The 14094-nt window shown below is 67.0% G+C and carries 11 protein-coding genes and 1 pseudogene; 7 read left to right on the top strand and 5 right to left on the bottom strand.

Annotation, left to right across the window (positions count from 1 at the left end):
- Positions 1-885, top strand: an 885-nt coding sequence (locus ACWELQ_RS18270; RefSeq protein WP_452398225.1) for an MFS transporter, incomplete at its 5' end; no start/stop codon positions are given.
- On the opposite strand, the pseudogene ACWELQ_RS18265 reads toward ACWELQ_RS18270, so the two are convergent.
- Positions 830-1405 (bottom strand): annotated as a pseudogene (locus ACWELQ_RS18265) (alpha/beta fold hydrolase); the annotation flags it as partial. The gene ACWELQ_RS18270 and the pseudogene ACWELQ_RS18265 sit on opposite strands and share 56 nt — an antisense overlap.
- Before the next feature lie 82 nt (positions 1406-1487).
- Between ACWELQ_RS18265 and ACWELQ_RS18260 the strand changes: the two are divergent.
- Together ACWELQ_RS18260 and ACWELQ_RS18255 are read left to right on the top strand one after the other, a co-directional pair.
- Positions 1488-1631, top strand: a complete 144-nt coding sequence (locus ACWELQ_RS18260; protein WP_452398224.1) for a CGNR zinc finger domain-containing protein — start codon at positions 1488-1490, stop codon at positions 1629-1631.
- A gap of 140 nt (positions 1632-1771) precedes the next feature.
- Entirely contained in the window at positions 1772-2200 is a 429-nt protein-coding gene (locus ACWELQ_RS18255) for a VOC family protein (RefSeq protein ID WP_452398223.1), read from the top strand.
- A 1-nt stretch (position 2201) separates the two neighbouring features.
- Here ACWELQ_RS18255 and ACWELQ_RS18250 read toward each other — a convergent pair whose 3' ends face one another.
- The gene (locus tag ACWELQ_RS18250; protein ID WP_452398222.1) at positions 2202-3080 is read right to left on the bottom strand and encodes a LysR family transcriptional regulator; all 879 of its coding nucleotides are present in this window, start codon (positions 3078-3080) and stop codon (positions 2202-2204) included.
- 77 nt (positions 3081-3157) lie between these two features.
- On the opposite strand from ACWELQ_RS18250, the gene ACWELQ_RS18245 reads away from it, so the two are divergent.
- From ACWELQ_RS18245 to ACWELQ_RS18235, 3 genes are all read left to right on the top strand, one after another.
- Positions 3158-4597, top strand: a complete 1440-nt coding sequence (locus ACWELQ_RS18245) for a DHA2 family efflux MFS transporter permease subunit (RefSeq protein WP_452398221.1) — start codon at positions 3158-3160, stop codon at positions 4595-4597.
- Positions 4598-4667: 70 nt separating this feature from the next.
- Entirely contained in the window at positions 4668-6239 is a 1572-nt protein-coding gene (locus ACWELQ_RS18240) for a molybdopterin-dependent oxidoreductase (RefSeq protein ID WP_452398220.1), read from the top strand.
- Between the two features lie 226 nt (positions 6240-6465).
- Positions 6466-7086 carry a Uma2 family endonuclease gene (locus tag ACWELQ_RS18235; protein ID WP_452398219.1) on the top strand — a complete coding sequence of 207 codons (621 nt, stop codon included), beginning with the start codon at positions 6466-6468 and terminating at the stop codon, positions 7084-7086.
- 79 nt (positions 7087-7165) lie between these two features.
- On the opposite strand, the gene ACWELQ_RS18230 is transcribed toward ACWELQ_RS18235, so the two are convergent.
- Together ACWELQ_RS18230 and ACWELQ_RS18225 are read right to left on the bottom strand one after the other, a co-directional pair.
- Positions 7166-8665, bottom strand: coding sequence for a DHA2 family efflux MFS transporter permease subunit (locus ACWELQ_RS18230; protein ID WP_452398218.1), 1500 nt, complete (start codon positions 8663-8665; stop codon positions 7166-7168).
- A gap of 85 nt (positions 8666-8750) precedes the next feature.
- Positions 8751-9437 (bottom strand): PadR family transcriptional regulator, encoded by a 687-nt coding sequence (locus ACWELQ_RS18225; protein WP_452398217.1) that lies wholly within the window; start codon positions 9435-9437, stop codon positions 8751-8753.
- Positions 9438-9654: 217 nt separating this feature from the next.
- On the opposite strand from ACWELQ_RS18225, the gene ACWELQ_RS18220 reads away from it, so the two are divergent.
- Positions 9655-10281, top strand: coding sequence for a Uma2 family endonuclease (locus ACWELQ_RS18220; RefSeq protein ID WP_452398216.1), 627 nt, complete (start codon positions 9655-9657; stop codon positions 10279-10281).
- An 81-nt stretch (positions 10282-10362) separates the two neighbouring features.
- On the opposite strand, the gene ACWELQ_RS18215 is transcribed toward ACWELQ_RS18220, so the two are convergent.
- Positions 10363-14064, bottom strand: a complete 3702-nt coding sequence (locus ACWELQ_RS18215) for a multifunctional oxoglutarate decarboxylase/oxoglutarate dehydrogenase thiamine pyrophosphate-binding subunit/dihydrolipoyllysine-residue succinyltransferase subunit (RefSeq protein WP_452398226.1) — start codon at positions 14062-14064, stop codon at positions 10363-10365.
- Positions 14065-14094: the final 30 nt, after the last annotated feature.

The following is a 14094-nucleotide window of genomic DNA, read 5'->3' as shown; positions in this document are numbered from 1 at the left end:
GGACTCTTCGCGCTGATCGCGGGCGTCGCCGCGCTGCCCGAGCACCTCGGGGATCGCACCGGCGGCCTCGACCTGGTCGGCGTGATCCTGGCCGGATCGGGCGTCGGCATGCTGGTCTACCCGCTCATGCAGGGACGCGAACTCGGCTGGCCCACTTGGAGTCTGGTGATGCCGGTGGCCGCGCTCGCGGTGCTCGCGGTGTTCGTCGCCCACCAGCGCGCCCGGACCGCCGCGGGCCGCGTGCCGCTGGTGCAGCTGAGCGTGTTCGGCCGCCGGTCCTACAGTGCCGGAGTGCTTTTCGAGACCGTGTTCTTCGTCGGCATCATCGGGTTCTCCCTCGGCCTGGGCCTGATGCTGCAACTCGGCTTCGGCTACAGCCCGATCGGCGCGAGCATCGCCATGGCCGCCTGGGCGCTCGGCTCCTTCTTCGGCTCCGCCATCGGCGCGGAAGCGCCCAAGCTGGGCCGCAAGGTGCTGCACCTGGGCGTCGGCGTCATGACCGTCGGACTGGCCGCGCTCTACCTGGTGCTGCGAGTGGTCGGCAGCGGCCTCAACGCCTGGGAGATCGCGGGCCCGCTGCTGGTCGTCGGCTTCGGCATGGGCATGGTGTTCGTCCCGATGTTCAGCATCATCATCGGCGAAATCCAGGACCACGAGGTGGGTTCCGCGTCCGGGCTGCTGGAGTCGGTGCAGCAGCTGGCCGGCGCCCTGGGCGTCGCGGTGCTGGGCACGGTGTTCTTCAACGCCTTCACCCACCTCGGCGGCAGCCCGCGCGGCAACGCCCTGACCGGCATGGAGCACGTCACCCTGGTCGGCATCGGGCTCGGCATCACGGCTTTCGGGCTGGCGTTCCTGCTGCCTCGAGCCGTCCGAGAAACTCACTGATGAGCGTGGCGATCTCGGAGACGTGAGTCTCCAGGGCGAAGTGCCCGGTGTCGAACAGATGAAGTTCGGCATCGGGCACATCGCCCGTATAGGCGTATGCGCCGGGCGCGGGGAAGAACATGTCGTTCGCGCCCCAGACGATGAGGGTCGGGGGAGTGTACTTCCGCAGCCAGGACTGCCATTCCGGGTAGCGGGCCACATTCGACTTGTAGTCGAAGGCCAGGGCTACCTGGGCATCCTTGCGGCCGGGGAGGTCCAGGTAGTGCTGATCCAGGGTCCAGGCATCGGGACTCAGGAGGGTGGAGTCGGGGACGCCGCCCTCGTAGGCATTGCCGTTCTGGACCACCAGACCCGTGATCCACTCCGGATGCCGGGTGGCCGCCAGGCGCAGGCCGATGGGCGCACCGAAATCGAAGATGTACATGGCGAATTGGGTCAGGCCCAGCCGCTGGACGAAACCCTCGGCGATGTCGGCCAGCCGGTCGAAGCTGTAGTCGAAGTCCCCGGGCGCGGCGGTGTTTCCGAACCCCGGTTAGTCGGGCGCGATGAGCCAGTAGCGGTCGCCGAGCGCGTCGATCAACCGGCGGAACTGGTGCGAGGCCGTGGGAAAGCCGTGTAGCAGCAACAACACCGGCCCCTCGGCGCTGATCTGCTGGAAACGCCCGAGCCGCCAATGGTGCTCACCCGACCGCTGCGGCAACCGCGTCCGGGTCGCCCGCTACTACCAGCGCCACAAGGCCGACTGATTTCCTGGGGTCGACTGATTTCATCCGAGCTTCCGGGCACGTTCATCGAATTGCCGGGCGCGCCGATGAGTTTCGCGCAAGTGTCTCGTCGTACCTTCGGGATGCCGCAGCATCCCGACTGTCGATCGAGGAGTACAGCTATGCCCGCGATGAACCCGTACCTGCTGTTCAACGGCAATGCCGAGGAAGCGATCACCTTCTACCAGTCCGTGTTCGGCGGTGAACTGACCATCACCCGCTTCCGCGATATGGGCGAGACTCCCGCCGACATGCCCGAGGAAGTGCTCAACCGGGTCGCCAACGCACAGTTGCCGTTGAGCGAGACCAATATCCTCATGGCCTCCGACACCCCGCCCGGCAATGACATCGACAACTCCAAGCCGGGATTCACCGTGCAGGTCGAGGCTGGGTCCGTCGCGGAGGCCGAGGGCTACTTCAACCAGCTCGCGCCCGGCGGCACCGTGGACATGCCGTTCGGGCCGGTGCAGTGGGCCGAGACGTTCGGGATCGTCACCGACAAGTTCGGGACGCCGTGGATGATCAACTACACCGGCAACGCGCAGATGTGAGTCACTCCGGCGGCGCGAACCGCTCGGCCGCCAGGTCGCGAAAACGTTGTGCCGCCACCGGCAGATAGGCATCCTGCCGCCAGATCACGTGCAGTGTGCGGCGGCAGAAGGTGTCGTCGATGTGCAGCCAGGCGACCGGCGGGCCCGGGTAGTCGCGTGCCATGGATGGCAGCAGGCCGATGCCGAATCCGGTGGCGATCAGGTTGCGCAGGGCCGCCGGTTCGTCGCCCTCGCAGGCGATGTTCGGACGCAGCCCGGCGCGGCAGAAGATGCGATCGAGCACGGTGCGCTGCCAGTAGTCGGGTGAGGTGGTGATGAAGGCTTCCTCGGCCAACTCGGCCACCGTGACCCGTTCCCGATGTGCCAGATGATGATTCGGCGATACCGCGAGCAATACCTCCTCTTCCAGTAATGCCCGCTGGCCCACGCCCGGGACGTCCACCGGCGTGGAGACCAGCCCGAGGTCGAGTCCGCCCGCCGTCAGCCGGGCGGTCACCTGCTCGGTGGTGCCCGAGAAAAGCTGCACACGCACACCGGGATACGCCTGCACGAAGTCCGCTACCACCCGCTGGACCACCACCAGATTTTCCGCGCCGATCGCCACCGAACCCTCGTTCAGCCCGGCCAGGTCGGACAGTTCCCGCCGGGCGCTGTCGAGCTCGTCGAGGGCGCGGTCCACGCGTTCGAGAAAGGCCGCCCCGAATCGGTTCAGTCGCAGCCGCCGACCCTGCCGGTCGAAAAGCGGCACCCCCAGCTCGGATTCGAGCCGGGTGATGGTCCGGCTCAGCGACGGCTGCGCCACCCGCAGCTCCTCCGCCACCCGGGTGATGTTCTCGGTGCGGGCCACCATCCGGAAATACCGCAGCTGTAGCAGATCCATGCTCATAACCCTAGAGGCATTGCCGTATAGCGATTTTGGTCGTTGAAGGTATGACTGGACGGCCATACCTTCAGGATATGACCGCGTTGCGCCCCACCGCCCCACCCGAGTTCACCATCGCGCCGCCCGAATCGACTTCCACCCCAACCGAATCCACCACCACCGCGGGCAAGCCGTGGATCACCCTGGCGGCCGTCACCGGCGGTCAGTTCCTGGCGGTGCTGTCCACCACCGTCATGAGCGTGGCGCTGCCGACCATCGGCCGCGACCTGCACGCCGATGGCACGGCCGCCGAGTGGATCGTCAACTCCTATGTCCTGGTCTACGCCAGCCTGCTGATGCTCAGCGGCGGGCTCGGCGACCGCTACGGCCGCAAAGGCGTATTCCTGCTGGGCATGCTGGCCTTCGCCCTCGGCGCGCTCATCGCGGGTCTGGCTCCGAGTGTCCCGATCCTGTTGGCGGGCCGCGTCATCCAGGGCATCGGCCCGGCCCTGCTGGTTCCCACCAGCCTGGCCATGGTGCGGGCGGCGTTCCCGGACGAACGCGAGCGCGCGGTCGCCATCGGCGCCTGGTCCACCTCGTCGGGTCTGGCGCTGGCGGTGGGCCCGATCCTCGGCGGCATCGTGGTCACCGGTCTGGGCTGGCGCTGGGTGCTGCTGCTGAATGTGCCGCTGGTCGCGGTGTTCGCCACGGCAGCCGCCCTGATCGTGCCGCGGCTGCCGCGTACACCCGTCGTCGGCCGATTCGATTGGCAGGGATCGGTATTGACCGCGATCGCCGTCGCGGCCCTCTCGTTCGGATTGATCGAGGGCAGGCAGCTGGGCTGGACCTCGGTACCCGTGCTCGGCGCGTTCGCCCTGTCCGTCGTCGCGATGATGGCCTTCGTGAGCTGGGAACGGCGGCACAGTGATCCCCTCGTGGATCTCACCCTCTTCGGCAATCGCTCCTTCACCGCGGCGAATCTGGCCGGTGCCGTCGCCTTCTTCGCCTTCATCGGGCTGATCGTCTACCTGAGCGCGTTCTTCCAGCAGGTGCAGGGCCATTCGGCCGTCCGAGCCGGACTCGACGTGTGCGCCATCGGCGTGGCATTCGCGCTGGCGACACCGATTTCGGGGCGGCTGGTCGGTCGTGTCGGGGCGCGGTGGCCCATGGTGGCCGGGCTGACCCTCGCCGGTGTCGCGGTAGTAGGCCTGCTCGGCGTCCGGTCCGACACGGGCATCGGCTCCGTCTGGTGGATCCTGGCGATCGGCGGGTTCGGCATCGGCCTGTGCCTGACCCCGATGACCGCCACCGCACTCGCCGCCGTGCACCCGCATCGCGCCGGTATGGCGTCCTCGGTGCACAATTCTCTCCGCCAGATCGGTCAGGTGCTCGGAGTTGCTGTACTCGGGGCGCTGGCATATTCCGGTTCGGGACTGAGCATGACCGGGCTGCATCACGCCTTCGCGGTCGCGGGTGGCAGCCTGCTGGTCATGGCGGTGATCGCCGCCCTGGCGCTGCGGGTCGAGACCCGTTGAGACCGGGTGTCACGCTTCCGTAATTCTTTGAACCGGTTCACGAGCCGACCCGCGCAGTAGGGTCGGTTTCGTGGCGGATCGCGGATTACGAACGGCCTGCGGAATCGTCGCGGGCGGTGTCACCCTGGCTACGGCGGAACTGGTATCGATACTGGTCAGCCCCGACAGCACGCCGTTGGAGGCGGTCGGCGGGTGGATCGTCGACCACACGCCGGACGGGTTCCGGGAATGGGTCATCGGCCTGGTCGGGACCAATGACAAACTGTTGCTGTTCGTGTGCATGGGAATCGTCGCGATCCTGCTGGCCGCGGTGGCCGGGAATCTGGAGCGGGAGCGGCGGCCGCTCGGGTCGATTCTGTTCGGGCTCTTCGGGTTGCTGTCCACGCTGGCCGCGCTCGGGCGTCCCAACTCCTCCTGGACCTGGGCCCTGCCTTCGATTCTCGGCATGATCGCCGGAATCCTGTTGCTGCGCAGCCTGACCGAGCGGGTCACCCGGTACGGCGAGCGGGAGGCGGCCGCGGCGAACGGGGAAACGCCCGAAGCACAGCGGCTTTCACCCGCCGAACTGGCGGTGGAACGGCGGCTGGTGGTGCGCGGGGTGGTGATCGCGGGCGTGGCCGCGGCGGTCGGCGGCGTCGCCGGGCGGATCATCGGCCTGCGCTCGCGGGATGTGTCGGCCGAGCGGGCCGATATCCAGTTGCCCACACCGGCCACCCCGGAGCCGTCGGTGGAACCCGGTGCGGACCTGAGGATCCCCGGGCTGACCCCCTACCTCACGCGCAATGCCGACTTCTATCGCATCGACACCGCCCTCACCGTGCCGCAGGTCAGCAAGGACGACTGGTCGCTGCGCGTCCACGGCATGGTCGATCGCGAGATCCGTTTGACCTACGCCGATCTCAGCGCCAAGACCCCCATCGAACGGCTGGTCACGCTCGCCTGCGTCTCCAATCCGGTGGGCGGCGACCTCATCTCCAACGCGCGCTGGCTGGGATACCGGCTCGACGAGATCATCGCCGCGGCCGGACCCCACCCCGACGCCGACATGGTGCTCTCGCGCAGCGTCGACGGATTCACCGCGGGCAGCCCGCTGGCCACCCTGATGGACGGCCGCGACGCCATGCTCGCCGTCGGCATGAATGGTGAACCGCTGCCCACCGCGCACGGTTATCCCGCACGGCTGGTGGTGCCGGGGCTGTACGGATATGTGTCGGCCACCAAATGGGTGACCGAACTGGAGATCACCAGATTCGATCGGGCCGAGGCCTTCTGGACCCGGCGCGGCTGGTCGGCGAAGGGCCCGATCAAGACCGAATGCCGCATCGACACCCCCCGCGCGCACGGCACCTTCGACGCGGGCAAGCTCACCGTCGCCGGGGTCGCGTGGGCGCAGCATCGTGGCATCCGCGGCGTGGAAGTCCGTGTCGATCAGGGGGACTGGCAGCCCGCCCGGCTGGCCGTAGCGCCCTCCGCCGACACCTGGGTGCAGTGGGCCTTCGACTGGAACGCCACCGGATCCGGCATCCACACCCTCTGGGCGCGCGCCACCGACGGCACCGGCGAGACCCAGACCGATCAGCAGGCAGACGTGGTCCCCGATGGCGCGACCGGATATCCCTCGCTCACCGTGCGAATCAACTGAGATCCCTTCAGCGGGGCGGAGATCTTCTGTCTATCGGGGCAGAGTTACGAGTGGGTCAGGTGCGGGCGGGGGATGCGTGGGTCGGGCGCGGCGCGCCGGTGCTGCGCGGGAGAAAGTTCCGAACGGCTCGTTTGTCGGCGTGCGCGGTTTACGATCGGCGCGGCAGCCGTCGCCCAGCTCGTCCGATTCCAGGAGCCGAGCCGATTCCGTAGTCGAGGGAGCGCGCATGACCGGAGTACTGGAATGGGCGCGGGCGGAAAACCTGCAGCCCGAACCGATCACGCTCGACGTCTGGAAGAAGCTGCCCCGCGACTTCTGCCGGCTGGTCGAGGTGGTCAACGGCGACGTGGTGCGCGCCGAGCACCCGCCGCTGGCGCAACGCAATGCCGCCCGCCGCCTGGCCTCCATGCTCGAGGCCGCCGCCGAAACCCATATGAGCCGCTACAACGACGGCTGGCTCTATGTCGGCGTCGACCAGGACGTGCTGCTGTGGGAATCACCGCGCCTGACCGTCCGCCGCCCCGACGTGGTGCTGTTCGCCTGCGCCCCAGCCGATGTCGGGCCCATCCAGGCCCCGCGCGTGAAGATCGCCATCGAGGTGGTGTCCCCGGCCACCGAACGCGTCGACACCACCGACAAACAGGCCGAGTACGCGCTCGCCGGAATCCCTTGGTACTGGCTGGTCTACATGGATCGCGACCGGGTGCACGCCATCCAGACCCATGTGCTGGTGCTCGGCCACTACCGGCCGCACCGCCGGTTGCACCCGTTCGTCGGCGAGACGCTGATGGACATGCCCATCGAGATCCGCATCGACTGGACCCGGCTGATCGGGCTCATCCTCTGAATCGAGCAGCCCTGCTGAACTGACAAGCGCTGCCCACCGGGAGAACTCGGCGGGCAGCGCTTCTCGGTCGAGCGGTCGCTCAGTGCGCCCCGATATTGGCCTTCGCCATATCGTTCTGCGGACCACCGGCCTTCTTGCCGAACCCGACGAACAGCGCCGAGGCGGCGACACCGATCAACAGGATCAGGGCGGGCAGGTACATGGTCTGGCTCAGCGCCGTGCTGATCTTCTCCAGCAGCGATGCCTTCAGCGCCGGATCCTGGATGTGGCTCAGCCCGCCGCCGCCGGTGCCCTCACCGATCGGCCCGCTCGGAAGTCCCTGCGCCGCAATGCGGGAGGTGAGCAGCGCGCTGATCGCGGCCGAACCCAGCACCGACCCGACCTGACGGGTGGTGTTGTAGACGCCCGCGCCCGCACCGGCCTGCTGCACCGGCAGGTTGTGGGTGGCGGTGGTGCCCAGCGGGGCCCAGATGCAGGCATTGGCGATACCCGCGAGGCCACCGACGATCATGAACACCGCGATCGAGCCGTCCGGCTTCATGAGCGCCGCGAACGCGAACAGGGTGGCCGAGAACAGCGCGAAGCCGATGGTCGGAATGATGCGCGGCGGCGTCTTGTCCGAGATCTTGCCGATGATCGGCGCGAAGATACCGGTCAGGATGGCCATCGGCGCGAACACCAGTGCCGAGCGCGTGGGCGTCAGCCCGTGCACCTGCTGCAGGTAGAAGTAGGCGGGCACGAACACGCCCGTCACCGAGGCGCCCATGGACGCGATCGCCACATTGCCCAGCGCGAAGTTGCGGTCCTTGAACAGGCTCAGCGGCACCAGCGGCTCACCGGTATTGCGCGCCTGGTTGAGCACGAACAACCCCAGCACCACCAGACCCGCGACGATCATGCCCCAGATCAGCGCATCCCAGTGCCGGGTATTGCCCTCTTGGATGCCGAACACCAGCAGGAACATGCCGACCGCCGAGAGCGCCACGCCGACGAAGTCGAACTTGTGCTGATGGGTCTCCAGCGACGGCACCAGCCAGAGCGCCAGCCCGAAGGCGATGACACCGATCGGCACGTTCACGTAGAAGATCCACTGCCAGCCCTGCCAGTCGACGAGCACGCCGCCCAGGATCGGGCCGACCAGCGTGGCCAGGCCGGCCACGCCGCCCCACAGGCCCATGGCCGCGCCGCGCTTGTCCGGCGGGAAGGTGCGCATGATGACCGCCATGGTCTGCGGCGTCATCAGCGCCGCGCCCAGACCCTGCACCGCGCGCGCCGCGATCAGCATGTCGACGGTGGTCGACTTGGCACACCACAGACTGGCCAGGGTGAACACGGCCAGGCCGACGAGATAGACGTTCTTGGGGCCGAAGCGATCCCCGAGCCGGCCGGTGACCAGCAGCGGCACCGCGTAGGTCAGCAGGTAGGCCGAGGTCACCCAGATGACCTTGGAGACATCGGCGTTCAGGTCCTTCATGATCGCAGGATTGGCCACCGCGACGATGGTCATATCCAGCAGGATCATGAAGAATCCGACCACCAGGGCGTATAGCCCCAGCCACGGATTGCGTTGAGTGTTCATGGATTCCGATTCCTGTCTCGGAAGGGCGGCCGCGGACGGCTACCGGGAGAGTTGAAGTGGGGGAACCGCGGTCGGCGGTGGTGAGCTATCGGGCACCACCCCTCCGGACGACGGCGATGTCCTCGTCGGTCAGTCCTGCGGCCCAGTCGGCCCCCATGGTCGCGGCGGGCGGATCCGCACGCTCGCCGGTGTCCTGGCAGAAGTCGTCCCAGACCAGCTCGCCGCTCTCGAGTTCGGCGATGAAGCCGCGCAGCCATTCGGCCTCGGCGGCCTGGACGGCGCGGATGTACTCGACCTCGATCCAGAAGCGGCGTGGCACCTGCCTGCTCAGCACCATCCCGCGGAGCGCGTCGAGTTCCGCGATCCGGCTCTCGATCCAGGTGACGCGTTCGCGCACGAGCGCGACGACATCGTCCACGGGCAGATTGTGCGCCTCCGCCAAGGCCACCGGGAACACCGGGTACTCGTTCACCGGTTGCCGCATGATCTCCGCGACTCGGCTCCGCAAAGCCTCCCGACCAGCGGATTTGATGCGATAAATGGTGCGTTCGGGCCGGTTCCCGGCCCGGTCGGTGCCTTCGGCGACGACCAGTTCCTGATCGGCCAGCCGGGCGACGGTGTGATACAGCGACCCGGGCTTGATCTTCACCAGCTCGTCCTCGTGCCGATGCAAAAGCACCTGATACATCTCATACGGATGCATCGGCCCTTCTTCGAGCAGGGCCAGCACCGCGATGGCCAAGGGTGTCAGCGTAGGTACCGCCTTGTTCACCGTCTCCTCCTCCGCGCCAAATATTCCACGTGGAATATACGACGTGGAACATGCCGGAAGCAACCAGCCCCTCGCTCCACTGGCTTGGGACATCAAGACAAGACCGAATCCCCTGTGGAACAGGCGGACTCGGCGGGCGGGTTCGTCCATCGCCGGATTGTGTCTACCTCGGACTATAGGATCGAGCTGTCGCCGTCCGCTGTGCGAGGAGCGCACCATGTCTGAACTGTTCGATTGGGCTCGAGTGGAAAATCTGCAGCCGGAACCGATCACGGTCGAGATCTGGAAGAAGCTACCCGAAGAGTTCTGCCGTCTGGTCGAGGTCGAGAACGGTCAGGTGGTGCGGGCGGAATCGCCGGTTCGGTCGCATCAAGCCGCGCAGCGCAAGCTTGCGGAGATACTTGACGCGGCGATTTCCGCATACATCGATCGGTATCATGGCGACTGTCTTGATGTGAACACAGACTTCGATGTCCTGCTGTGGGAGATGCCACGGACCACAATCAGACGTCCAGATGTAGCGATATTCGATTGTGCACCCGAGGAACTTCGTCCGCTGCCGGGGTCTCTGGTGAAACTGGCCATCGAGATCCTTTCGCCCGGAACGGAAAACGTCGATCTCGTGGTGAAAAAGGCGGAGTATGCCAGGGCTGGAATCCCCTGGTACTGGATCGTCACTGTCGGTGAGAACCGTGTGCAGATGATCGAGATCTATGTGCTTGACCATGCGCTCGAGCAGTATCGACCGTATCGGAAACTCGTTCCCGAGGAACAGGCGACCGTCGTGGACGTGCCCATTGAGATCGCAATCGACTGGAATCGGCTGGGTGTGCTGACTCGGTAGCGGCCAGTCCCCATAAGCTTGTAACCGGCGCGGGGCCGGATCTCGGTGAGAGATCCGGCCCCGCAACGTTGTTCGGGAGATCTAGACGGTCGGGGCGAAGGCCTCGTTGACGATCTCCGCCTGCTCCACCGCGTGCACCTTGGACGAACCCGAGGACGGGGCCGACATGGCGCGGCGCGAGATGCGGCGCAGCTTGCCGAAGCGGGCCGGGAGGATCTCCGGGAGGTTCAGGCCGAAGAAGGGCCAGGCGCCCTGGTTGGCCGGTTCCTCCTGGACCCACGCCAGATCGCCGGCGTTGGGGTACTGCTCCAGGGCCTCGTTGAGGCGGAACTTCGGGATCGGGTACAGCTGCTCGACGCGCACGATGGCCACGTCGTCGCGGTTGTGCTTGTTCTTCTCGGCCACCAGCTCGTAGTAGATCTTGCCGGAGGTGAGCAGCACGCGCTTGACCTTGGAACGGTCGCCGTTGCCCGACTCGTAGGTGGGCTCCTCGAGCACGGTGCGGAACTTGTTGTCGGTGAAGTCCTCGACCTCGGACACGACAGCCTTGTTGCGCAGCATGGACTTCGGGGTGAACACCACCAGCGGGCGGCGGATGCCGTCCAGGGCGTGGCGACGCAGCAGGTGGAAGTAGTTGGACGGGGTGGACGGGACCGCCACCGTCATCGAACCCTCGGCACACAGCTGCAGGAAGCGCTCGATACGACCCGAGGTGTGGTCGGGACCCTGGCCCTCGTGACCGTGCGGCAGCAGCAGCACGACCTCGGAGAGCTGACCCCACTTGGCCTCACCGGAGGAGATGAACTCGTCGATGATGGACTGCGCGCCGTTGACGAAGTCACCGAACTGCGCCTCCCACAGGACGAGCGCGTCCGGGTTGCCCAGCGAGTAGCCGTATTCGAAACCGACCGCGGCGTACTCCGACAGCGCCGAGTCGTGCACCGCGAACCAGCCCGGGTTCTTGGACCCGATGTTGTGCAGCGGCGTGTACTCGTCACCGGTCTTGCGGTCGATGATCACCGAATGCCGCTGCGAGAAGGTGCCGCGGCGCGAGTCCTGACCGGTCAGGCGCACGGCCTTGCCCTCGTCGATGAGCGTGCCGAAGGCCAGCAACTCGGCCATGGCCCAGTCGACCTTGCCCTCGTAGGCCATCTCGCGGCGCTTCTCCATCACCGGCTTGACGCGCGGGTGCACGGTGAAGCCCTCGGGCACGTTCACGAACGCGTCGCCGATGCGCTGCAGCACCGTCTTGTCCACGGCCGTAATGAGGTTCGGCGGCAGCTGCTGCTCTTCCTCGATCGACTCCGAGGCCTCCGGCGGGAACTTCTCCAGATCGCGCACCTCGTTGAAGATCCGCTCCAGCTGGCCCTGGTAGTCGCGCAGGGCGTCTTCGGCTTCCTTCATGGAGATGTCGCCACGGCCGATCAGCGATTCGGTGTACGCCTTGCGCACCGAACGCTTGGTGTCGATCACGTCGTACATGCCCGGCTGGGTCATCGACGGGTCGTCGCCCTCGTTGTGGCCGCGCCGGCGGTAGCAGATCATGTCGATCACGACGTCGCGCTTGAACTTCTGCTTGTAGTCGACGGCCAGCTTGGCCACCCACACACAGGCTTCCGGGTCGTCGCCGTTCACGTGGAAGATCGGCGCGCCGATGAACTTCGCGATGTCCGTGGAGTATTCGGTGGAGCGCGAGAACTCCGGCGCGGTGGTGAAGCCGATCTGGTTGTTCACCACGATGTGCACGGTGCCGCCGGTGCGGTAGCCGCGCAGACCCGACAGGTTCAGCGTCTCGGCCACGACACCCTGACCGGCGAAGGCCGCGTCACCGTGCAGCATCAGCGGCACGACCGAGAACTCGCGCGCCTCCTCGCCCTTGGTGACGATGTCTTCCTTGGTGAGCAGATCCTGCTTGGCGCGCACCAGGCCCTCGAGCACCGGGTCGACGGCCTCCAGGTGCGACGGGTTGGCGGTCAGCGAGACCTCGATCTCGTTGTCGCCGAACATCTGCAGGTAGGTGCCGCGCGCACCGAGGTGGTACTTCACGTCGCCGGAGCCGTGGGTGGCGGCCGGGTTCATGTTGCCCTCGAACTCGGTGAAGATCTTCGAGTAGGGCTTGCCGACGATGTTCGCCAGCACATTGAGGCGACCGCGGTGCGGCATGCCGATCACGACCTCGTCGAGGTTGTACTCGGCGCACTGGTCGATGACGGCGTCCATCATCGGGATGACCGACTCCGCGCCCTCGAGCGAGAAGCGCTTCTGGCCAACGTATTTGGTCTGCAGGAAGGTCTCGAACGCCTCGGCCGCGTTGAGCCGCGACATGATGTACTTCATCTCGGCGACGGTCGGCTTCGCGTGCTTCTGCTCCACGCGTTCCTGAATCCACTTGAGCTGCTCGGGATCCAGGATGTGGGTGTACTCCACACCCACGTGGCGGGCGTAGGCGTCGCGCAGGATGGACAGCACGTCGCGCAGCTTCATGCGCTCCTGGCCGTGGAAGCCCGCGACATTGAATTCGCGGTCCAGGTCCCACAGGGTCAGGCCGTGCTGGGTGACGTCCAGGTCCGGGTGCGAGCGGAACTTGTCCTTGACCAGCCGTAGCGGATCCGTGTCGGCCATCAGGTGGCCGCGGCTGCGGTAGGCGTTGATCATCTCCTGCACGCGGGTCGACTTGTCGATGCCGCGTTCCTGAATGTCCTTGCGCCAGCGCACCGGCTCGTAGGGGACACCCATGCCGTGGAAGATCTCGTCGTAGAACTCGTCGGAGATCAGCAGGTTGTGGACGGTGCGCAGGAAGTCGCCGGACTCCGCGCCCTGGATGATGCGGTGGTCGTAGGTCGAGGTGAGGGTCATCAGCTTGCCGATGCCCATCTCGGCCAGCTGACCGTCGCTCATGCCCTGGAACTCGGCCGGGTACTCCATGGCGCCCGCGCCGATGATCGCGCCCTGGCCCGGCATCAGACGCGGCACCGAGTGATTGGTGCCGATGGTGCCCGGGTTGGTCAGCGAGATGGTGACGCCGAAGAAGTCGTCGTTGGTCAGCTTGCCGTCGCGCGCGCGGCGCACCACGTCCTCGTAGGCGCTGTGGAACTGCGCGAACGTCATGACCTCGGTGTTCTTGATGGCCGCGACCGCCAGCGAACGGCTGCCGTCCTTGCCCTTGAGGTCGATGGCCAGACCCAGGTTGGTGTGCGCCGGGGTGACCGAGTTCGGCTTCCCGTCGACCTCCGCGAAGTGCCGGTTCATGTTCGGGAAGGCCTTGATGGCCTGCACGATCGCGTAACCCAGCAGGTGGGTGAAGGAGATCTTGCCGCCCCGGGTGCGGGCGAGGTGGTTGTTGATGACCAGACGGTTGTCGATCATCAGCTTGGCCGGGATGGCCCGCACCGAGGTGGCGGTGGGGATGACCAGCGACGCCGACATGTTCTTGACGATGGCCGCGGCGGGACCACGCAGCACCTTCGTCTCGTCCTCGGCGGCGGGCTTCGGACCGCCGGAGGTCGGGGCCGCGTTGGACGCGGGAGCGGGAGTGGTCTGCGGGGCTCGAACCTGCGCGGGGGCCGGAGTCGGCGCGGGCGCGGGAGCGGGGGTGGGGACAGGGGGAGCGACGGGGGCGACGGGGGTCGCGGCGGCGGGTGCCGGAGCGACGGCGGCGGCCGTCTGGCTGTTATTACCAATCTCGGCCGTGTTCTCCGGCGTGTAGTCCGCCAGGAACTCGTGCCAGCTCTCATCGACGCCGTGACCCCGACCGGTATCCGCACCACCGACGGCCGCCACCACGAGGTCGACCTGATCGTGCTGGCCACCGGC

It is taken from the genome of Nocardia sp. NPDC004722, assembly GCF_053601505.1.
The sequence above is the reverse complement of the archived record's forward strand: the minus strand, read 5'-3'. Positions and strand labels throughout refer to the sequence as shown.